The 20,455-nt window shown below is 66.4% G+C and carries 20 protein-coding genes; 13 read left to right on the plus strand and 7 right to left on the minus strand.

The annotated features are described in order from the left end of the window. Complete coding sequence (locus tag ACLP4W_RS12550) at positions 1 to 3,528, plus strand: non-ribosomal peptide synthetase (RefSeq protein ID WP_442386447.1); 3,528 nt, start codon at positions 1 to 3, stop codon at positions 3,526 to 3,528. A gap of 160 nt (positions 3,529 to 3,688) precedes the next feature. Beyond that, entirely contained in the window at positions 3,689 to 4,219 is a 531-nt protein-coding gene (locus ACLP4W_RS12555; protein WP_442386448.1) for a hypothetical protein, read from the plus strand. Here ACLP4W_RS12555 and ACLP4W_RS12560 read toward each other — a convergent pair. The 3 genes from ACLP4W_RS12560 to ACLP4W_RS12570 form a co-directional block, all read right to left on the minus strand. Next, positions 4,216 to 5,106 carry a sigma-70 family RNA polymerase sigma factor gene (locus ACLP4W_RS12560; protein WP_442386449.1) on the minus strand — a complete coding sequence of 297 codons (891 nt, stop codon included), beginning with the start codon at positions 5,104 to 5,106 and terminating at the stop codon, positions 4,216 to 4,218. The two genes, ACLP4W_RS12555 and ACLP4W_RS12560, sit on opposite strands and share 4 nt — an antisense overlap. Beyond that, positions 5,103 to 5,711: a carboxymuconolactone decarboxylase family protein gene (locus tag ACLP4W_RS12565; protein ID WP_442386450.1), complete on the minus strand. Its 609-nt coding sequence runs from the start codon at positions 5,709 to 5,711 to the stop codon at positions 5,103 to 5,105. Before ACLP4W_RS12565 ends, ACLP4W_RS12560 begins: the two co-directional genes overlap by 4 nt. An 81-nt stretch (positions 5,712 to 5,792) precedes the next feature. Next, on the minus strand, positions 5,793 to 6,107 hold the full coding sequence (locus tag ACLP4W_RS12570) for a type II toxin-antitoxin system VapB family antitoxin (protein ID WP_442386451.1): 315 nt from the start codon (positions 6,105 to 6,107) through the stop codon (positions 5,793 to 5,795). A 156-nt stretch (positions 6,108 to 6,263) separates the two neighbouring features. Between ACLP4W_RS12570 and hrcA the strand changes: the two genes are divergently transcribed. The 5 genes from hrcA (at position 6,264) to ybeY (ending at position 11,054) form a co-directional block, all read left to right on the plus strand. Beyond that, positions 6,264 to 7,307, plus strand: a complete 1,044-nt coding sequence (gene hrcA, locus ACLP4W_RS12575) for a heat-inducible transcriptional repressor HrcA (RefSeq protein WP_442386452.1) — start codon at positions 6,264 to 6,266, stop codon at positions 7,305 to 7,307. Positions 7,308 to 7,380: 73 nt separating this feature from the next. Further along, positions 7,381 to 8,526, plus strand: coding sequence for a molecular chaperone DnaJ (dnaJ, locus tag ACLP4W_RS12580; protein WP_442386453.1), 1,146 nt, complete (start codon positions 7,381 to 7,383; stop codon positions 8,524 to 8,526). A 25-nt stretch (positions 8,527 to 8,551) separates the two neighbouring features. Further along, positions 8,552 to 9,370, plus strand: a complete 819-nt coding sequence (locus ACLP4W_RS12585) for a 16S rRNA (uracil(1498)-N(3))-methyltransferase (RefSeq protein ID WP_442386454.1) — start codon at positions 8,552 to 8,554, stop codon at positions 9,368 to 9,370. Between the two features lie 69 nt (positions 9,371 to 9,439). Further along, positions 9,440 to 10,489, plus strand: a complete 1,050-nt coding sequence (locus ACLP4W_RS12590; protein ID WP_442386455.1) for a PhoH family protein — start codon at positions 9,440 to 9,442, stop codon at positions 10,487 to 10,489. A gap of 31 nt (positions 10,490 to 10,520) precedes the next feature. After that, complete coding sequence (gene ybeY, locus ACLP4W_RS12595; protein ID WP_442386456.1) at positions 10,521 to 11,054, plus strand: rRNA maturation RNase YbeY; 534 nt, start codon at positions 10,521 to 10,523, stop codon at positions 11,052 to 11,054. A gap of 49 nt (positions 11,055 to 11,103) precedes the next feature. Here ybeY and ACLP4W_RS12600 read toward each other — a convergent pair whose 3' ends face one another. After that, positions 11,104 to 12,138 (minus strand): cytochrome P450, encoded by a 1,035-nt coding sequence (locus tag ACLP4W_RS12600; RefSeq protein WP_442386457.1) that lies wholly within the window; start codon positions 12,136 to 12,138, stop codon positions 11,104 to 11,106. A 393-nt stretch (positions 12,139 to 12,531) separates the two neighbouring features. Between ACLP4W_RS12600 and ACLP4W_RS12605 the strand changes: the two genes are divergently transcribed. The 3 genes from ACLP4W_RS12605 (at position 12,532) to era (ending at position 15,134) form a co-directional block, all read left to right on the plus strand. Then, positions 12,532 to 13,848, plus strand: coding sequence for a hemolysin family protein (locus ACLP4W_RS12605; RefSeq protein WP_442386458.1), 1,317 nt, complete (start codon positions 12,532 to 12,534; stop codon positions 13,846 to 13,848). Next, complete coding sequence (locus ACLP4W_RS12610) at positions 13,820 to 14,161, plus strand: cytidine deaminase (RefSeq protein ID WP_442386459.1); 342 nt, start codon at positions 13,820 to 13,822, stop codon at positions 14,159 to 14,161. Before ACLP4W_RS12605 ends, ACLP4W_RS12610 begins: the two co-directional genes overlap by 29 nt. Positions 14,162 to 14,234: 73 nt before the next feature. Further along, complete coding sequence (gene era / locus ACLP4W_RS12615; RefSeq protein WP_442386460.1) at positions 14,235 to 15,134, plus strand: GTPase Era; 900 nt, start codon at positions 14,235 to 14,237, stop codon at positions 15,132 to 15,134. Between the two features lie 2 nt (positions 15,135 to 15,136). On the opposite strand, the gene ACLP4W_RS12620 is transcribed toward era, so the two are convergent. Further along, positions 15,137 to 16,624, minus strand: coding sequence for an amidase (locus ACLP4W_RS12620; RefSeq protein ID WP_442386461.1), 1,488 nt, complete (start codon positions 16,622 to 16,624; stop codon positions 15,137 to 15,139). Between the two features lie 61 nt (positions 16,625 to 16,685). Between ACLP4W_RS12620 and recO the strand changes: the two genes are divergently transcribed. From recO to ACLP4W_RS12635, 3 genes are read left to right on the plus strand one after another with little or no spacing between them, the layout of a single operon-like run. After that, entirely contained in the window at positions 16,686 to 17,483 is a 798-nt protein-coding gene (recO, locus tag ACLP4W_RS12625) for a DNA repair protein RecO (protein ID WP_442386462.1), read from the plus strand. Next, positions 17,476 to 18,366: a decaprenyl diphosphate synthase gene (locus tag ACLP4W_RS12630; protein ID WP_442386463.1), complete on the plus strand. Its 891-nt coding sequence runs from the start codon at positions 17,476 to 17,478 to the stop codon at positions 18,364 to 18,366. The genes recO and ACLP4W_RS12630 overlap by 8 nt, the downstream gene beginning before the upstream one ends. Next, positions 18,366 to 18,794, plus strand: coding sequence for a hypothetical protein (locus ACLP4W_RS12635; RefSeq protein ID WP_442386464.1), 429 nt, complete (start codon positions 18,366 to 18,368; stop codon positions 18,792 to 18,794). The genes ACLP4W_RS12630 and ACLP4W_RS12635 overlap by 1 nt, the downstream gene beginning before the upstream one ends. On the opposite strand, the gene ACLP4W_RS12640 is transcribed toward ACLP4W_RS12635, so the two are convergent. After that, positions 18,791 to 19,807 (minus strand): alpha/beta fold hydrolase, encoded by a 1,017-nt coding sequence (locus ACLP4W_RS12640; protein ID WP_442386465.1) that lies wholly within the window; start codon positions 19,805 to 19,807, stop codon positions 18,791 to 18,793. The genes ACLP4W_RS12635 and ACLP4W_RS12640 overlap by 4 nt on opposite strands. 145 nt (positions 19,808 to 19,952) lie before the next feature. Then, a complete protein-coding gene (locus ACLP4W_RS12645) occupies positions 19,953 to 20,345 on the minus strand; it encodes a Fur family transcriptional regulator (protein WP_442386466.1) in 393 nt (130 codons plus the stop codon). Positions 20,346 to 20,455: the final 110 nt, after the last annotated feature.

The raw sequence follows: 20,455 nt of genomic DNA on the forward strand, positions 1-20,455 counted from the left end.
ATGAAGCCGCTGCAGGATGTGGGCGACAGCGCGGGGTGGATCAGCAGGGACGAGATCAGGGCGACCGTAGCGGGCCAACTCGGCTGCCCCGCCGCGGATGTCGCGGACCACGACGATCTCATCCAGTTGGGTCTGAACTCGATCCGGATGATGGCGTTGGCCGGAGGCTGGCGCAAACGCGGGGCCGACATCACCTTTGCCCAACTCGCGGCCACTCCGACGGTTGATTCCTGGTACGGCCTGCTCGGCAACGCTGATGGGGCAGGGGCGGCGGAGCCACTAGTAGCCGAGCCCGTCGAACCGGCAGCCGACGAAGCGCCGTTCCCACTAGCCACCATGCAGCACGCCTACTGGGTGGGCCGCTCGGATGACCAAGAACTTGGCGGGGTCGCGGCCCACCTCTACGTCGAATTCGAAAGCGAAGCCATAGATCCCGGACGCCTGGAGCGTGCGGTGTCCGAGCTTATCGCGATGCATCCGATGCTTCGTACCAGATTCCTGCCGGACGGCACGCAGCAGACACTACGCAGCCCTGGCAGGCCGGTGTTCGCCGTGGTCGACCTCCGCGGGCAGAGTTCCACGAAGGTCGAATCCACCCTGATCGAATTGCGCGACCGTAAAACCCACCAGCGTCTTGGAATTGAAGATGGCCAGGTCATTGACGTCACGCTGACCCCGTACGACGAGAATCGCAGCCGGCTGCACCTTGACGCCGACATGCTGGCGGGCGACGCGATGAGCTACCGCGTGCTGGTGTCGGATCTGGCCGATTTGTACCTGGGTGCGACGCTACCGGCGCCGGGCTGCAGCTATCGGCGTTATCGCGCCGACCGTCAAGCAGATAACGCCGCGCATGACCGGGACCGGCAATGGTGGCGGCGGCGGCTGCCCGAGATGCCCGGTGCGCCCGAGCTTCCCACCGTCGGCGCGGGGGACCGCAGGACCGCGCAACGCACCGTTCGTTATGCCCACTGGTTGGCGCCCGAAGCCAGGCAGAGGCTGAGGGCCGGGGCTCACGCGCGCGGGATCACGCCGGCGATGGCGCTGGCGGCGGTTTTCGCCGACACCATCGGTGGTTGGTCGGCACGGGACAGTTTCCTGCTGAATGTGCCCTTGTTCCAACGTGAGCCGGTGCATCCGGACATCGACCGGGTGGTCGGGGATTTCACTTCGTCGATCATGCTCGAGGTGAACCTCAGCGACAACGTTTCGGTGACCGAGCGGGCCCGCGCAATCCAGCGCGGTATGTACGAAAGCGGTTCCCATGCGGCCTATTCCGGACTTGCAGTGCTGCGAGATCTGGGCAGGTACCGCGGTGAGCCGGTGCTCGCGCCGGTCGTATTCACCAGTGCCCTTGACCTCGGTGAGCTATTTCCTGACAAGGTGATCGAGACCTTTGGCGAGCCGGTGTGGATCGTCTCGCAGGGGCCGCAGGTGTTGCTGGACGCCCAGGTCACCGAGCTACGCGGGGGACTGCTCGTCAACTGGGACGTCCGCGAGTCCGCCTTCCCAGAGGGCCTGATCGATGCCATGTTCGCCAGGTTCACCGAGGCGGTCGATCGGCTCGCCGAGGGCGATGCGGGCTGGGACGCCGAGGCGGCGGTCCGGTTGCCGAGTGCTCAGGCGGCCGTACGTGCGGCGGTCAACGCGACCGATGGTCCGGTCAGCGGTCGCTGTCTGCATCAGGGCTTCTTCGAGCATGCCGCGGCGAACCCGGATGCGCCGGCCGTCGTGTGGGGCTTCGGAGACAAAGGAGCCGATACCGAGGGTGCGTGGACGTACGGGGAACTCGCCGGACGCGCGCTCGCCGTGGCAGGGGCGCTGCGCGCCCGCGGTGTGCGGCAGGGCGATGCGGTCGCCGTCCAGTTACCCAAGGGTCGGGATCAACTCCTGGCCGTCCTCGGAGTCCTTGCCGCCGGGGGAGCGTACGTGCCGATCGGATTTGACCAGCCGGATGGCCGGCGGGCCAGGATTCTCGAATCCGCTGACGTTGTCGCCGCGCTGACGATCGAAGGGGCGCACGTGGGCACCTCCATCCCGTGCCTGTCTATCGATGCGGCGCGCACGTATCCGGAGCCGTTGCCGGCGCCGGTCTTTCCCGATACCGGTGAGATCGCCTACGTGATATTCACGTCCGGTTCGACCGGCGTGCCCAAGGGGGTCGAAATAGCGCACGGCGCGGCGATGAACACCATCGATGCCCTGAATGAGTGGTTCGAAGTCGGCAGTAACGATCGAGTGCTCGCGCTGGCCGCGGTCGAGTTCGATTTGTCGGTTGCCGATGTGTTCGGCATGTTCGCGGCGGGTGGCTCACTGGTCGCGGTGGATTCCGAGCAGCGGGCGGCGGCCACCACATGGGTGGAATTGCTTCGCCACCATCGGGTTTCGCTCCTCAACTGCGTGCCGAGCTGGCTCGACATGATCTTGGAGCTCGGCGGCGACCGGCTGCGCGATTCGTTACGCGCCGTCACCGTCTGCGGTGACTGGGTGGGCGCCGATTTGGCTCGCAGGCTGGCCAAGCAGGTGCCTGGATGCCGGTTCGCGGGTCTTGGCGGCGCAACCGAGACAGGTGTCCACGGCACCGTTTGCGAGGTGATCGGCGAACCGCCGGCGCAGTGGGCGACCGTGCCGTACGGGATTCCGTTGCGCAACGTGCGGTGTCGGGTGGTTTCGCCGTCGGGCCGCGACTGCCCCGACTGGGTTCGTGGCGAACTCTGGTTCAGTGGCCCGAATCTCGCCGCGGGTTACCGCAATGACCCCGAACGCACCGCGGAGCGTTTCGTCGAGCACGCCGGAATTCGCTGGTACAGGACCGGTGACCTGGCCAGATACTGGCCCGACGGCACGATCGAGTTCCTGGGCCGCGCTGACCATCAGGTGCAGATTCGCGGATACCGGGTCGAACTGGGCGAGGTGGAGAGCGCGCTTCGCACGGTGCCGGGGGTACGCCACGCCGTCGCGGCCGTCGTCGGTAGCAGCGCACCAAAGCTGGTTGCCGCCATCGCAGGCGATCCGGGTGAGGTCGGCGACATCACGGCGGCGGTCGCGGACCTGTTGCCGAGTTACATGATTCCCACTCGCAGCGTGTTTCTCGAACGGATGCCGTTGACCTCCAACGGCAAACTGGACCGGCGCGCCGTGGTCGCGCTGCTGGAACCGGAAGCCGCAGAAGCTGCAAACGCACAAGACAGCGGCCCGCGCGACGACGTGGAGGCGGCACTCGCCGTGATCTTCACCGAGGTGCTGGGCAGAACAGACCAAGCTTCGGTTGGCGTGCAGGCCGATTTCTTTGCGCTGGGCGGCGATTCGGTGTTGGCCACCAGCGTCATCGCGCGCATCCGTGACTGGCTGGACGTCGATCACGCGATGGTCGCGGACCTCTTTGCCGCGCGGACCGTTGCCGGTTTGGCCGAGCGGCTGCAACAGCGCGAAGCGCAGCGTGGCACGCCAGAACGACTGGCCGTGATCGCCCGCCACTACCTCGATGTCGCAACATTGACCGATGAGGAGGTGCTCGCCGAGGGTTAGTTCAGCCGGCGCATTGATCGCGTAGTGGTTATAACGTGACCGGCCTGAGACACGAAGCATCCGTCACCAAGTGCACAATTGCACCATCAGGGAGCGCGTGGACCGCAGTTTTTGTGACAGCCCGTCACAGTCCACGCGAATCGGAGGGGGAACACCTGAAATGAGATTGACCGTGAAATCCGTCGCCACGAGCGTGGCGGCTCTGGGCGCCATTGGAGCAACGGCCGCCGGCGTGACGTCCATCGCATCCGCTGCGGCCGCCGGCCCGGCTGATGTGCGGCTGGCTGGGGTCGGCGCGCCTTATGGACCAGCGTTGCCGCAGGACCCAGTGCTCCCGGGGCAAACCCTGCCGACCCCGGACCAGTTGTCCAGCCTGTGTAATCAAGCCACCGATCCCGGCGTGTCGTACACGACCAAGACCGATCTGGTGGAGAACGGCATCAGCCCCGACGAGGGCCATCTCGCCGACCATGACCTCAGAAAGGCGTACCGGGACGGGAAGTTTCCGGAGAACTTCGCGGTGACGAATATCCAGCCGGCCGGTCCCAATGCGGCCCAGGCCGATGTGACCATCTCTGGCCCGAAGTTCGCCGGGCCGGTCACGAAGCACCTTGCGTTCATCAACCAAGACGGCAACTGGATACTGCAACACGACTCCGCGATCGCGCTGATACAGGCGGCGACGGGCTAGCCGGTTACCGCACTCAGGTCGATCCGCGCGATGCGTGCCGGGTCGGCCAGCACGTCGATCGCTGCGACGCGCCCGTTGCGCACCACGAATGCCATGATCGCCGTTGCCCGCCCGTCGACGAAAACGACCGCGCCGGCGGCGCCGTTGATGGTGGCGGCACGCACCTCGCGCTCCGGCGCCGCGTAACTGCGCGCCAGCCTGGCCACCGAGGACGCACCCTCGGCGCGGAACGCGGCGGCGGCCGGGCCGAAGTCGCCGCGCAAAACCACGTCGGGATGCAACACCGACACCAGCCGGTCCAAGTCGCCGGTGCGCCCCGCCGCAAAGAAGGCGTCGACGGCCTCGCGTTGTGCGGCCATGTCGCCGTCGGGAGCCGGATCGGCCCGCTCGATACGCCGGCGCGCCCGGCTGGCCAGCTTGCGGGTCGCCTCGGGCGTCCGGTCGACGATGGGGGCGATCTGCTCGAACGGGACGGCGAACACGTCGTGCAGCACGAACGCCAGCCGCTCCGCCGGCGACAACGTATCCAGCACCACGAACAGCGCCAGCCCCACGGCGTCGGCCAGCATCGCCCGGTGTTCGGGATCGAACTCCCCTTCCGGGTCCACGATCGGATCCGGCAGGTGCGCGACCGGTTCCTCGCGGCCGCGGGCATGGCGGTCGCGCAATGTGTTCAGGCAGATGCGGGCCACCACGGTGGTCAGCCAGGCGTCGAGGTTGCCGATAGCGGTCCCGGAGGCTGATTGCGTGCGGCTCAGCCGCAGCCATGCTTCCTGCACGGCGTCCTGGGCGTCATCGACCGAGCCCAGCATGCGGTAAGCGATGGCGCCCAGCTGTGGCCGGGCCGCCTCGAAACGCGCCGTCAGTGACGCTTGCGGCGCGGTCACGTGCGGCCGGTCTCCGGCAGCGCGCATACCCGGTTGCCGGAAAAGCCGGACGACCCGATGTCGAGTGCGACGTTGAACCGGGCGCGGAGATTGCCCAGCGTGATGATGTGGGTGAGCCCGACCAGTTGGGGGGTGTCGAAGTGGGCGCGCAGCGCGTCGAAAAGCTCGTCGCTCACCTCGACCGGGGTGCGGCTGATCGCGGTGGCGTACTCCAGGATCAGCTTGTCGACGTCGGAGAAGCACGCGGCGTTCCGGTAATCGGCCTTGTAATTGGAGAGGGCAAGCAGCTCTTCGTCCGTGATTCCCCACTGGCGCGCGATCTGCGAACCGAGGTCGATGCAGTACTCGCAGCGCACCGTGGTCGCCGACTTCAGTTCGGCCAGCGCGCGGTGGCGGGGGCTGAGGATATCCAGTTTCGATTCGGCCTGCTCCAGCCTGCCGTAGGCGTTGAGCAATCGGGGGATGTGTGCATACATCCGCAGCGGTTCGAGCATCCCTGCTGTTTCCAGGCCGGTCATCTGGGCCAGCTTGCGCTTGGTGAAGAAGAAGGCGATTTTGGCGCCCAGGCCGGCATCGCGGTCGGAGACTCCTTTGAGCCGAGACATGGCAGTCCTCCTCGAACGTGGTCGTCATTACGTCGACACCTGGCGACGTAGAAACGTGACCGCGCGCCAGAGCCCCCAGAACTAGGTCTGCTGGCTCAGCGGAATGTCCATGTCGAACACCCGGGCGTGCAGCACGGTGCGATTCCGCAGCGCGGCGCGCACCGCGCGGTGCAGGCCGTCCTCGAGATAGGTGTTGCCCTTCCATCGCACCGCGTGCGGGAAAAGGTCGCCGTAGAAGGTGGAGTCCTCCGAGAGTAGGCGATCCAGCGCGAGCACCGTCGTCGTGGTGACCAATTCGTCGAGCCGGATCTGCTGCGGCGGTATCTGTGACCAGTCCTTGTAGGACAGCCCGTGGTCGGGATACGGCTTGCCGTCGCGCACACCCTTGAAGATCATCGGCTGATCTTTTCTGGCACCTCGCCCCGGCTCCACGGACACATGCTGGACACGCTAGTCCCGAACTTGCCGGTCGGCTGCCGCCAGTGGGCCGCTGGTGGCAGGTGGTCCTCCTTGAGACCGTAAAATGGACGCAATCAAGGAGGTGGGGAGCCGATGGGTAGTGCCGACGAACGTCGCTTCGAGGTTCTGCGCGCCATCGTCGCCGACTTCGTCGCCTCCCAGGAACCGATCGGTTCCAAGTCCCTGGTGGAGCGTCACAACCTGGGCGTGTCGTCCGCCACGGTCCGCAACGATATGGCGGTGCTGGAGGCCGAGGGCTACATCGCCCAGCCGCACACCAGCTCTGGAAGGGTGCCCACCGAAAAGGGTTACCGCGAGTTCGTCGACCGACTCGACGACGTCAAGCCGCTGTCGTCGGCCGAGCGGCGCGCGATCCAGAGCTTCCTGGAGTCAGGTGTCGACCTTGACGACGTGCTGCGGCGTGCGGTACGGCTGCTGGCACAGCTGACGCGGCAGGTAGCCGTCGTTCAGTACCCGACGTTGTCGACGTCGTCCGTCCGCCATCTGGAAGTGGTCGCGCTGACGCCGGCCCGGCTGTTGATGGTCGTCATCACCGACTCGGGCCGGGTGGACCAGCGCATCGTCGAACTCGGCGACGTCATCGACGACCACCAGCTTTCCCAATTGCGGGAGATGCTCGGCCAGGCGCTGGTGGGCAAGAGGCTGTCCGTGGCGTCGACCGCGGTCGCCGACCTGGCCGGAGATATCGGCGGGCGTAGCGGGCTGTCCAACAACCTGAGTAACGCCGTCGGCCGCTCGGCGACGGTGTTGCTGGAGTCGCTGTTAGAACACACCGAGGAACGCTTGCTGCTGGGCGGCACCGCCAACCTGACCCGCAACGCCGCGGATTTCGGGGGTTCGCTGCGGTCCATCCTGGAGGCCCTCGAGGAGCAGGTCGTGGTGTTGCGGTTGCTGGCGGCCCAGCAGGAAGCCGGCAAGGTGACCGTGCGGATCGGTCACGAGACGGCCGCCGAGCAGATGGCGGGCACCTCGATGGTGTCCACCGCCTACGGCACCTCGGATACCGTGTACGGCGGTATGGGTGTGCTGGGGCCCACTCGGATGGACTATCCGGGAACTATCGCCAGCGTCGCTGCGGTTGCTCTTTATATCGGCGAAGTTCTGGGTGCTCGATGAGCGCGCACCCGTTGCGGAGTTTGTGGACGGCCGCGTAAACGGCGGCTTAAGACCCCCCATAGGAGAGTCAGGCGTGGCACGCGACTATTACGGGCTGCTCGGCGTGAGCAGAAACGCCAGCGATGCGGACATCAAACGCGCGTACCGCAAGCTGGCGCGCGAGTTGCATCCCGACATCAATCCCGATGAGGCCGCGCAGGCGAAATTCAAGGAAATCAGCGTTGCCTACGAGGTGCTGAGCGATCCGGAGAAACGCCGGATCGTCGATTTGGGCGGGGATCCCATGGAAAACGCCGCCGCAGGGGCTGGCGGCTTCGGTGGTTTCGGTGGTTTGGGCGATGTGTTCGAGGCCTTCTTCGGCGGCGGCTTCAGCGCAGGTGCGACCTCCCGCGGTCCCATCGGCAGGGTTCGGCCGGGTTCGGACTCGCTGCTGCGGATGCGGCTGGATCTCGAAGAGTGCGCAACCGGGGTGACCAAGCAGGTCACCGTCGACACCGCGGTGTTGTGCGACCGGTGCCAGGGCAAAGGCACCAACGGCGATTCCGTGCCGGTCCCCTGCGACACCTGCGGTGGTCGCGGGGAGGTGCAGACCGTGCAGCGTTCGCTGCTGGGCCAGATGATGACGTCGCGGCCGTGTCCCACCTGCCGCGGTGTCGGAGTGGTCATCCCCGACCCGTGCCACCAATGCGTGGGCGACGGTCGGGTGCGCGCGCGACGGGAGATCAGCGTCAAGATTCCCGCCGGCGTCGGCGACGGCATGCGAGTCCGGCTCGCCGCACAGGGTGAGGTCGGGCCGGGCGGAGGGCCGGCCGGTGACCTGTATGTCGAGGTTCATGAGCAGGCACATGACATTTTCGTCCGCGAGGGTGACGACCTGCACTGCACCGTTTCGGTGCCGATGGCCGACGCGGCGTTAGGCGCAACGGTCACCGTTGACGCCATCCTGGACGGCACCAGCGAGATCACCATTCCGCCTGGCACGCAGCCGGGTTCGGTCATCACGCTGCGTGGCCACGGGATGCCGCACCTGCGGTCGAGCGTTCGGGGCAATCTGCATGTCCATGTCGAGGTGGTGGTGCCGACCCGGCTGGACCACCGCGACGCCGAACTGCTGCGCGAGTTGAAGACTCGACGCAGCCGCGATGTGGTCGAGGTCCGCTCGACGCACGGCGGTGGCGGGCTGTTCAGCCGGCTCCGTGAGACATTCACCGGGCGCTAGTCGGGAGTTCCTAGGGGCCGCGCTCATGGTGGCAACGCTGTTCTACGTTGACGCATTACCGGAAACCGGCGCGCTGGCCGTCGTCGACGGCGACGAAGGCTTTCACGCCGCCACCGTGCGCCGGATCCGTCCTGGCGAGGAATTAATGCTCGGCGACGGCGCCGGCGGTCTGGCCCACTGCCAGGTCGAGCAGGCGGGGCGCGACGGACTGCGCGCGCGGGTGCTGGAACGCTGGAACGTCGCGCCTTGTCGCCCGCCGGTGACGGTGGTGCAGGCGCTGCCCAAGTCCGAGCGCGCGGAATTGGCGATCGAATTGGCCACCGAGGCCGGCGCCGACGCATTCGTGGCATGGCAGGCGGCCCGCTGCGTGGCCAGCTGGGAGGGCGCCCGGGTGGACAAGGGTCTGCGCCGGTGGCGTGCCGTTGTGCGTTCGGCGGCCCGGCAATCCTGCCGGGCCCACATACCGCCGGTCGACGGGGTGCTGTCCACTGCGGCCCTGACCCAGCGGATTCGCGACGAAGTGTCGGCCGGATCGGCGGTGCTGGCCTTGCACGAGTCGGCGACCGAGCGGCTCGCGGATATTGATGTGGCTCAAGCCGCTTCGGTGTTCCTCGTGGTCGGTCCGGAAGGCGGTATCGCGCCGGAAGAGATCGCTGCGTTGACCGACGCGGGCGCAGCGGCGGTCCGGCTCGGTCCGCAGGTGTTGCGGACGTCGACGGCTGCCGCCGTGGCATTGGGCGCGCTGGGCGTGCTCACCCCGCGATGGGATGCGGCCATCGAGAGTTACGGCGCCGACAGACGTGCCGCAAACCAACCATTGGGACACCGTCCTGACCAGCGTTAGACTGGCGATCTGGGATTTCACCGCATCAAACTTCAGGTCGAACTTCAAAAGGCAGGCATCGAAAACCACGTGACGCCCCGCGAAACAACCGCTGCTGACCCGTCGTCGGCCCCTGCTCAGGTTCGCAGCAGCATCGATGTTCCGCCCGATCTCATCGTGGGCCTGCTGGGTTCGGCAGACGAGAACCTGCGCGCCCTGGAACGCATCCTGAACCCCGACCTGCATGTGCGTGGCAACACGATCACCCTCTCCGGTGAGCCGGCCGACGTCGCGCTCGCCGAGCGGTTGATCTCCGAGCTGATAGCCATCGTGGCCAGCGGCCAGCCGTTGACACCGGAGGTGGTGCGCCACAGCGTCGCCATGTTGGTGGGCACCGGCAACGAGTCCCCGGCCGAAGTGCTCACCCTGGACATCTTGTCGCGCCGCGGCAACACGATCCGGCCCAAGACGCTGAACCAGAAGCGCTACGTCGACGCCATCGACGCCAACACCATCGTTTTCGGGGTCGGGCCTGCCGGCACCGGAAAAACGTATCTGGCCATGGCCAAGGCCGTCCACGCGCTGCAGGCCAAGCAGGTGAGCCGGATCATTTTGACCCGTCCGGCGGTGGAAGCCGGTGAGCGCCTTGGCTTTCTGCCGGGCACGCTGAGCGAGAAGATCGACCCCTACCTGCGGCCGTTGTATGACGCGCTGTACGACATGATGGACCCCGAGCTGATCCCGAAGCTGATGTCCGCCGGAGTCATCGAGGTGGCGCCGCTGGCATACATGCGGGGTAGAACGCTTAACTCCGCCTTCATCGTCCTCGACGAGGCGCAGAACACCACCGCCGAGCAGATGAAGATGTTCCTGACCCGACTCGGTTTCGGGTCGAAGGTCGTCGTCACCGGGGATATGACTCAGATCGACCTTCCCGGCGGCGCCCGATCCGGCCTGCGGTCGGCGGTCGACATCCTCGACAGCGTCGACGACATCTACATCGCGGAGCTGACCAGCGTCGATGTGGTGCGCCACCGGCTTGTCTCGGAGATCGTCGACGCCTACGCCAGATACGAGGAGCCCGGCTCCGGGATGAACCGGGCGGCCAGGCGGGCTTCGGGAGCCCGCAGTCGCCGATGATGCGCGCGGTGAGCAGTCTGATGGGCATCCTATGAGCATTGAAGTATCCAACGAGTCGGGCATCGAGGTCGCCGAAGAGGAACTCGTCAGCGTCGCGCGGTTTGTCATCGCCAGTATGGACGTCAACCCGAGCGCCGAGCTGTCGATGGTGCTGTTGGACACCACGGCGATGGCCGACCTGCACATGCGCTGGATGGATCTGCCCGGGCCGACCGACGTGATGAGCTTTCCGATGGACGAACTCCAGCCCGGTGGCCGCCCTGACGCCCCCGAGCCGGGGCCGTCGATGCTGGGCGACATCGTGCTGTGCCCGGAATTCGCCGCCCAGCAGGCGGCCGCGGCGGGCCACAGTCTCGGACATGAGTTGGCTCTGCTGACGATTCACGGGGTGCTTCATCTCCTCGGCTACGACCACGGCGAGCCGGACGAGGAAAGAGAGATGTTCGCCCTTCAGGACCGGTTACTCGAAGAGTGGGTCGCCGAACAGGTCGAGGTCTACCAGCAGGATCGCCAGGAAGAACGGGACCGCCGGTTGCTTGATAAGTCAAGGTATTTCGACAATTAAGCAAGCCGCACGTGCGCTGTGGTGGCGCTCATCGCGGCCGACAACCGGCTTAAGACCGTGGTTGCTCCCATCGCAGCGGCACACTGCTCGGCACGATCGCGCCGCCATGTCTGAAGGTGAAGCTTGGGGTGAAGCCACGTTCTAATTCGAAGTCCGGTATGACGCGCAGCCATTCGGCCACGACCACGTTCAGTTCCATGCGGGCCAGGGTCTTGCCCAGGCAGCGATGGATGCCGCCGCCAAAGCTCCTGTGTTGCTTGGGACGGATCTTTCCGTCTTCGCTCACGGTCACCGATGACTCTGCGCTGTCGCCAAGGTTGGCCGACGCCAGGCACAAGCGCACCGGTGAGCCCGCCGGTATCGTGACGTCGGCGATGGTCACATCTCGTGTGGTGAAGCGTCCGATGAACGGAAGCGGCGTCTCAAGTCGCACGACTTCCTCAGCGAACACTCTGATCTTGTCGGGGTTGTCGCGAAGCAGGGAACGAAGCCGGGGACTGCGGGCCAAGTGCAGTAGCGCGGATCCGATGGCTGCCTGCATGCCATCCTGAGCAAAACAAAGAAGGGCATAAAACCCGATCACTTCGTCTTGGGTGAGCGGGTCGTCGCCGGTGAGCAGCTGGGCCGCAAGAGCCGGCGGCTCATCCCCTTCGATCGCCTCGACAAGATAGTTGAGTAGTTCAGATGCCTCCGCCGACCCGGGCATATTCCAGTCAACGGCGTCCGCCCAAGAGACCAGCTTGTCTCGATCGTCCAACGGAAGCCCGCATAGAGTCGCCAACGCCGCGAACGGGAACGGGTCGGCGATGTCGCTGATAGCCTCACATGCACCGTTGGCCGCGACAGTGCCGATGAGCGCTGATGCCTGCTCCCGCAACGCGGAAACAAGCCCATCCACCGCCTGGGGGCTGAAGTAGGGTTTCAGAATTCGGCGGAAGCGCGTGTGGTCAGGCGGATCGTATGCGATAGGGAGTGGAATCGGCACTGATTTCACCCTGCCCCGGGATGGCGTGAGCTGCTTCCTGCGTGAGACGAATGTGTCGTAGTCGCGCAGCGCTGCGCGCACGTCTTCGCGGCGGGTCACGACGTAGTAACCGCTTAGTTCGCGGAACACAGCACCGTCCCGCAGCGCGCGAAAATAGTCCCTCGGGTCCTTTGCCAGGAGGGACCTACTGTCGTCGATGAACGGGGGCGGCGGGGGGGCGGAGCGGCTCACCTAAGCCACCAACGCGCGGCCGCACTTGATTGCGCTCATGGCCCGATCGTAGAGCAGGATTTCCCTTTTTCAGACAGTTGATTTCCGACCGCGGCACGCCCGGCTCGGGGCGATCACCGCCGACGCCGGCCTGCGGCTGTCGCGGGGATCTGGACCCCTCGCCGCCTGCGGCCGGCTCTCAAGCGATATCGTCGATCTTGGCTGTGAAACCGCAGATAAACCCCACGGGGGAGTCAGTGACCAAGGCAAGGTTTTCGACAATTGACCGGCCTGTCTGAGCTGCTCGGCGCGATCGCCTTGATCGCTCTGGGCGGGCTTTTTGCGGCGATCGACGCCGCGGTCAGCACGGTGTCGCTGGCCCGGGTTCAGGAACTCGTTCGAGACGAGCGGCCCGGCGCGGTGTCCCTGTTGAAGGTGATGACCGAGCGGCCCCGCTACATCAACCTGATGGTGCTGTTGCGCATCATCTGTGAGATCACTGCGACTGTGCTGCTGGTGGTGCTCCTCTACGACAACTTGGGCCTGAACTGGGCGTTGTTCGGCGCCGCGACCATCATGGTGGTGACCAGCTTCGTGGTCATCGGTGTGGGCCCACGCACCCTCGGCCGCCAGCACGCGTATTCCATCGCGCTGACGACGGCCCTTCCGCTGCGGGTGATCTCGTGGTTGTTGATGCCGGTCAGCCGATTGCTGGTGGTCCTGGGTAACGCCCTGACACCGGGCCGGGGCTTACGGAACGGGCCGTTCGCGTCCGAGATCGAACTGCGCGAAGTCGTCGACTTGGCCCAGCAGCGCGGCGTGGTCGCCGCCGACGAACGGCGGATGATCGAGTCGGTCTTCGAACTCGGTGATACCCCGGCCCGCGAGGTGATGGTGCCACGCACCGAGATGATCTGGATCGAAAGTGACAAGTTCGCCAGTCAAGCGACAAATCTGGCCGTGCGCAGCGGGCATTCCCGCATTCCGGTGATCGGCGAAAACGTCGACGACATCGTCGGGGTTGTGTACCTGAAAGATCTTGTGCAGCAGACGTTCTTGTCGCCGAACGGCGGCCGGGACACCAAGGTGTCGCAGGTGATGCGCCCAGCGGTGTTCGTGCCGGACTCCAAGCCCTTGGACGCGCTGCTGCGCGAGATGCAGCGCGACCGCAACCACATGGCTCTGCTCGTCGACGAGTATGGCGCGATAGCCGGGCTGGTCAGCATCGAAGACGTGCTGGAAGAAATCGTCGGCGAGATCGCCGACGAGTACGACGAGGCGGAGACGGCACCGATAGAAGAATTGGGCGACAAACGATTTCGAGTTTCGGCGCGGCTGCCGATCGAAGACGTCGGCGAACTGTACGACGTGGAGTTCGACGACGATCTCGACGTCGATACCGTTGGCGGCCTGCTGGCCCTGGAATTGGGCCGGGTTCCGTTGCCGGGCGCCGAGGTGGTGTCGCACGGCTTGCGGCTGTGCGCCGAGGGCGGCCCCGATCATCGGGGCCGGTTACGGATCAACACCGTTCTGCTGAGCCCGGCCGAATCCGACGGTTCCGATGGGTCCAATGGGGGGGAGGCCGAGGCCGATGACTGAGCAGCTGGATGCCGAGGACGCCAAGCTGGTGGTGCTGGCGCGAGCCGCGATGGCCCGCGCCGAAGCCGGCAGTGGCGCCGCGGTCCGAGATGTCGACGGCCGCACGTATGCCGCTGCGCCAGTGGACTTGTCGACGCTGAAATTGACCGGCCTGCAGGCGGCGGTGGCCGCGGCCGCATCCAGTGGCGCGACCGGGTTGGAGGCCGCCGTTGTGGTGGCCGCATCCGCCGACGATCCCGGGATCGCGGCGGTTCGTGAGCTGTCGCCGACGGCCATGATCATCGTCACCGACCTGGCCGGTACCCCGTTATGACGCCGAGCGTGTACTCACGGCGCAAAATGACGCGAAAAATCGCACTGTGTGCACGCTCGGCGAGGAATCCGGCGTGACCGAATTTCGTTCGGGCTTCGTGTGTTTGGTCGGCCGGCCGAACACCGGCAAGTCGACGCTGACCAACGCGCTGGTCGGGACCAAGGTGGCGATCACCTCGCCGCGACCGCAGACCACCCGGCACACCATCCGCGGGATCGTGCACCGGGAGAACTTCCAGATCATCCTGGTCGATACCCCCGGCCTGCACCGGCCGCGCACCCTGCTGGGCAAGCGGCTCAACGACTTGGTCCGCGACACCTACGCCGAAGTCGACGTGATCGGGCTGTGCATCGCGGCCGATGAGGCGATCGGCCCGGGTGACCGGTGGATCGTCGACCAGATTCGCGCGGTCGCCCCGAAGACCACACTTATCGCCATCGTCACCAAGATCGACAAGGTGCCCAAGGACCGGGTGGCCGCGCAGTTGGTCGCGGTCAGCGAGCTGGTCGCCGATTCGGCCGAAATCGTTCCGGTGTCGGCGGTAACCGGTCAGCAGGTCGACGTGCTGACCGAGATATTCGCCGCGGCGTTGCCGCCCGGCCCGGCGTACTACCCCGACGGTGAGCTGACCGACGAACCGGAGGAGATCCTGATGGCCGAGCTCATCCGCGAGGCTGCATTGGAGGGAGTGCGCGACGAGCTGCCGCATTCGTTGGCGGTGGTGATCGACGAGGTCAACCCGCGCGAGGGGCGCGACGACCTGATCGACGTGCATGCGGTGCTCTACGTCGAGCGGGACAGCCAGAAGGGCATCGTCATCGGCAAGGGTGGCTCCCGGTTGCGGGAAGTGGGTACCGCCGCGCGCGGCCAGATCGAGAAGCTGCTCGGCACCAAGATTTATCTCGACTTGCGCGTCAAGGTCGCCAAGAACTGGCAGAGCGACCCTAAACAGCTTGGCCGACTGGGTTTTTAGCGTTACCTTCTCGGTGGCTGCGTGCCAGGGTCCGTACCCGTGTTCCACCACACCGTTGGCTGCTTGGTCGACCAGCCGCAGACCGCCTCTAGCTCCGCGGCCAGCGAGATCAGCATGCCCTCGCTGTTTGCCGGCCCCATCAGTTGCACGCCGATAGGCAGACCTTCCGCGGTGAACCCGGCCGGCACGTTGATCGACGGCCAGCCCAGCACGTTCCACGGCCAGGTCACTGGGCACGCGGCGATCATGGCCCGATCGGTGCCGAAGCCACCCAACCGGTCGAAGGAGCGCGCCAACGGCGGGGGTTGCGCGGTGGTCGGTGCCAGCACCACGTCGACGATGTCGAAGACCGAACCCACCCGCCGCTGGGCGGCGGCCTCGTGGATGCGCGCGTTGCGCAGAACCGCCTGTCCCAGCACATGGCCTAGGTGCAGATTCGACAAGGTGCGGGGGTCCAGGTTGACGCCGTCGCCCAGCCGCTCCTCCCAGTCGCGCAGCCCCGCGGTGGACCGGGCGAGAAAGTCCCACGACAACCGCAGACCGTAGTCGGGGTTGCCGGGAACCACGGTGTGGCCGAGCAATTCTAGTTGCCTGCCCACGGCCCGCGTCGCGGCGAGGATCTCGGGGTGCAGTTTGGCCCGAAAACCGGTGTAGGGGAAGCGGGTTGACAGCGCGACGTTCAGCGGACCGGGCGCGATTCCGACATAGTCGGATGCCTTGATCGCGGGTGGTTTGTGCCGGTCGCCCTCAACGTTGCCGGACGCGGCGTCGAGCACCAGAGCCGCGTCGGCCACCGTGCGTGCCAGCACGCCGTTGACCGCGATGCCGTTGAACGCCTCCGGCAACGGCCAGGTGGAGATGCGGCCGCGCTGCGGCTTGATGCCCACCAGGTGGGTCCAGGCGGCCGGGACGCGGATGCTACCCGCGCCGTCGGAGCCGATGGCGGCGGTGACCAGGCCCGCGGCCACCGCGGCCGCGCTGCCGCCCGACGATCCGCCCGGCGTGTGCCGGCGCGACCAGGGATTGCGGGTGTGTCCGAATGCCGGTCCGCTAGTGAACGGCCACTGGCCCAGTTCGCAGGTGTTCGTCTTGCCGACGATCACCGCGCCGGCGGCCTTCAGACGGCGAACCACCTCGGCATCGTGGGTGGCGGGTCGGACGTACCCCTCGGCGCCGAAGGCGGTCGGCACTCCTGCAACGTCGACGTCGTCTTTGACCGCGATCGGGATGCCCAGCAAAGGGGCCGTGTCCCCGTTGGCCCGTCGCCGATCGGCCTTCGCCGCGTCGGCGAGCGCGGATTCGGTGAGCACCACCCGGAAGGCGTTCAACGTGGACTGGCTGGTATGGATGGCGTGCAGGGAACGACGCACCAGCGTGTCGGCGGTCACCGCGCGGCTGGCCAGCTGATAGAGCAGGTCAGTCAGCGTTGGCAGGCGCTGGCTGCCGGACCCGGAAGTGGACCCGAAACCGGACCCGGAAGCGCCAACCACGGGGTACGAGACTATCGGCGCGGATACCCGCGATGTCGCTGCGGGGTGCAAAACTATTGTGATGCGGCTATATCGAGACCGGGCTGTTGTGTTGCGCCAGCACAAGCTCGGCGAAGCCGACCGGATCGTGACCCTGTTGACCCGTGACCACGGGCTGGTTCGCGCGGTGGCCAAAGGTGTGCGCCGCACTCGCAGCAAATTCGGCGCGCGGCTGGAGCCGTTCGCTCATATCGACGCGCAACTGCATCCCGGCCGCAATCTCGACATCGTCACTCAGGTCGTTTCCATCGACGCGTTCGCCACCGACATCGTCAGCGACTACGGCCGGTACACCTGCGGGTGCGCGATGCTGGAAACCGCCGAACGCCTCGCCGGTGAGGAGCGGGCACCCGCCCCGGCTCTGCACCGGCTCACGGTAAGTGCGCTGCGGGCGGTGGCCGACGGACGCCGCCCCCGCGACCTGCTGTTGGACGCCTATCTGCTGCGTGCCATGGGCATCGCCGGCTGGGCGCCGGCGCTGGCCGAGTGCGCCCGCTGCGCCACCCCTGGCCCACACCGGGCGTTTCACGTCGCAGCCGGAGGCAGCGTCTGCACACATTGCCGCCCGGCCGGTTCGACCACACCGCCGCCGGGTGTGCTGGATCTGATGTGCGCGCTGCACGACGGCGATTGGGAGGCCGCCGAGGCGGCGCCGCAATCGCACCGCAGCTATGTCAGCGGATTGGTGGCCGCGCACCTGCAATGGCATCTGGAACGGCAGCTCAAAACGTTGCCGCTGGTGGAGCGAACGTATCAGGCCGATCGCACTATCGCCGAACGGCGCGCAGCGCTGATCGGGCAGGATGAGGCCTGTGGCTAAGATCGCGCGCAAGCTGAGGTCCACCGACTTCCCACAGCTGCCTGCGGCGCCCGACAACTATCCGACCTTTCCCGACAAGTCGACATGGCCGGTTGTCTTCCCGGAGCTACCCCCTTCACCCGACGGCGGACCAAAGCGTCCACCGCAACACATCTCGAAAGCGGTCGCACCGCGGATTCCGGCTGCCCAAGTGCCCGATCATGTCGCCATCGTGATGGACGGCAATGGCCGCTGGGCCACCCAACGCGGACTAAGCCGCACCGAGGGACACAAGATGGGCGAGGCGGTCGTGATAGATGTCGCCTGCGGCGCAATCGAACTCGGGATCAAGTGGCTCAGCCTCTATGCATTCTCCACCGAGAACTGGAAGCGGTCGGCCGAGGAAGTACGCTTCCTGATGGGCTTCAACCGCGATGTGGTACGACGGCGCCGCGAAAACCTGAGGGAGATCGGCGTTCGGATCCGGTGGGTGGGTTCGCGGCCGCGCCTGTGGCGCAGCGTCATCGACGAATTGGCGGTCGCGGAAGCCATGACGGCCCACAACGACGTCATCACCATCAATTACTGCGTAAACTACGGTGGCCGTACCGAAATCGCGGAAGCCACAAAAGAAATCGCTCGTTTGGCAGCCGCTGGCCGACTGAAGCCGGACCGAATCACCGAGTCCACGATCGCCCGGCACCTGCAGCGGCCCGACATCCCCGACGTGGACCTCTTTGTGCGGACCTCCGGGGAGCAGCGGTCCAGCAATTTCATGCTGTGGCAATCGGCCTACGCCGAGTACATCTTTCAGGACAGGCTATGGCCCGACTACGATCGTCGCGACTTGTGGGCGGCCTGCGAGGAATACGCGGCCCGCAATCGTAGGTTTGGGAGCGCCTGATGCCGTCATTGCAGGAGCGCCTGGCATCGATACTGCGCGATGTTCTTCCAGTCGAGGAGGAACCCGATGGCGCGCTGACGGTGCGCCATGACGGCACCATTGCGTCGTTGCGGGTGGTGAACATCGCCGAGGACCTCGACCTGGTGTCGCTTACCCAGGTACTGGCGTGGGATCTGCCGCTGACCAAGAAGGTCGGCGAGCAGATAGCCAAGCAGGCGCGGGACAGCAACTTCGGCAGCGTGACGCTGGTCGAGAAGGTCAACGAGAAGGCCGTGCAGCGCAACTCCGGCAGAAGTGCGTCCAAAGTCGGCGACGTGATGCTGCGCTACAACTTTCCCGGCGGCGGCCTGACCGACGATGCCCTGCGGACCCTGATCCTGTTGGTCCTCGACACGGGCGCTGAGATACGTCGTGCGCTGACCGCTTAGCACACCGCTGACTTAGTCGGCGCGACGGCAACCGGCCCGGCGGGGGTGCTCTCGTTCGCGCCAGTACGCAGCAGCGAGCGCAGCAGCTCTTGGTCGTAATCGGCGGGCCGGGTCGAGTCGATGAACCGTTCGACGACTTTGACGAAGCGATCCGGGTGGTCGTGGAACGGCATGTGCCCGGAGTTTTCGAAGATCTCCAGGCGCGAGCCGGGGATCGCCGCGTGGGCTGTCCGAGCATGGTCCACCGGGATCACGAAATCGTCTTCGCCCCAAATCACCTGCACCGGAATCGGTTGCACCAGTCGGATTCGGTCCAGCATGGTGACGAATTGGCCGCGGGCGTCCACCACCGACCGCAGGGTGCGCGCGAACGCCGACAGCGCACGGGGTTCCTGGAAACCCTCGAGGAGATCGACGACGTCGGCGGCGTCGCGGCCGAACCTGGTGGAACCCAGCGCGGATTGGATGGCCCGCCCGAACAGGCGGATCGCGGGCATCGCGCCCGGCACGCGCAGCACGGCCAGCGCCTCGCTGCCCATCGGCATCGCCGCCAACCGCAGTGCGAAGCTCACGTCGTTCGACACACCGCCGGCGCTCACCAGCACGATGCGCTCGACCAGTTCCGGGTACTGATAGGCGAACTGCATCGCGACCCCGCCACCAAAGGAATGCCCGACGACCGTGACACGCTCGATGCCGAGCACGGCGAGCAGGTCGCGCATGCCGTTGGCGAAGGCGGGCAACGAGTAGTCGGCGCGGGGTTTGTCGGACTCGCCGTGGCCCAGCAGATCGGGTGCGATGACCGTGAACCGCTGCGCGAGTTTGGCGTGCACGGGCTCCCAGGCCGCGGAGTTGTCACCGACGCCGTGGATCAGCAGGAGAGCCGGTCCAGACCCGGCGACCCGGAAGGCCCGGCGGTAACCGTGGATCGTGCGGAATTGCAACGACGGAGCATCGACGTCCCGTACCGGCCGCAGGTGGGGCCGCACATCGGGTAAAGGCTGGTTCCGCATCGTGTTCTCACTTCCGTGCTGGTGTTCTCTCGGCCCGTGGGCCGCTCACACGGGTAGGAGCACGCAGCCGGCGCGTGTCGGACACTTTTTGCAGAACTTTTTATTGGGCGGGTCGCGTCAGGGGCGGCGGGTGATCAGCACAGTGCTAGGACGCGCAGTCCGAGCACGTGCCGAAGATCTCGATCGTGTGGCTGACGTCGGAGAACCCATGCTTGGCGGCCACTTGCGCCGCCCACTCCTCGACCTCATGGTCGCCCACCTCGATGGTGGAGCCACAGCCGCGGCACACCAGATGGTGATGATGGTGCTCGGAGCACCTTCGGTAGACCGACTCGCCGGTGTCGGTGCGCAGTGTGTCGACCATTCCCGCCGCCGCCATCGACTGCAGCGTGCGGTAGACGGTGGTCAGCCCGATGTTCTCGCCGCGGCGGCGCAGCTCGTCGTGCAGTTCCTGGGCCGAGCGGAAGTCGTCGAGAGTCTCCAACAACGTGGAAATCGCCGCCCGCTGACGGGTGGAACGCACGCTGGCTCCCGTCATCAGCGCCGCTCCTCCTCATCGCTTCGCTCTGCATCGTCGCCGGCTCCGGTCATGGGCGCCGCTCCTCCTCATCGCTTCGCTCTGCATCGTCGCCGGCTCCGGTCATGGGC

The organism is Mycobacterium sp. (genome assembly GCF_052145595.1).
Taxonomy (GTDB): Bacteria; Actinomycetota; Actinomycetes; order Mycobacteriales; family Mycobacteriaceae; genus Mycobacterium.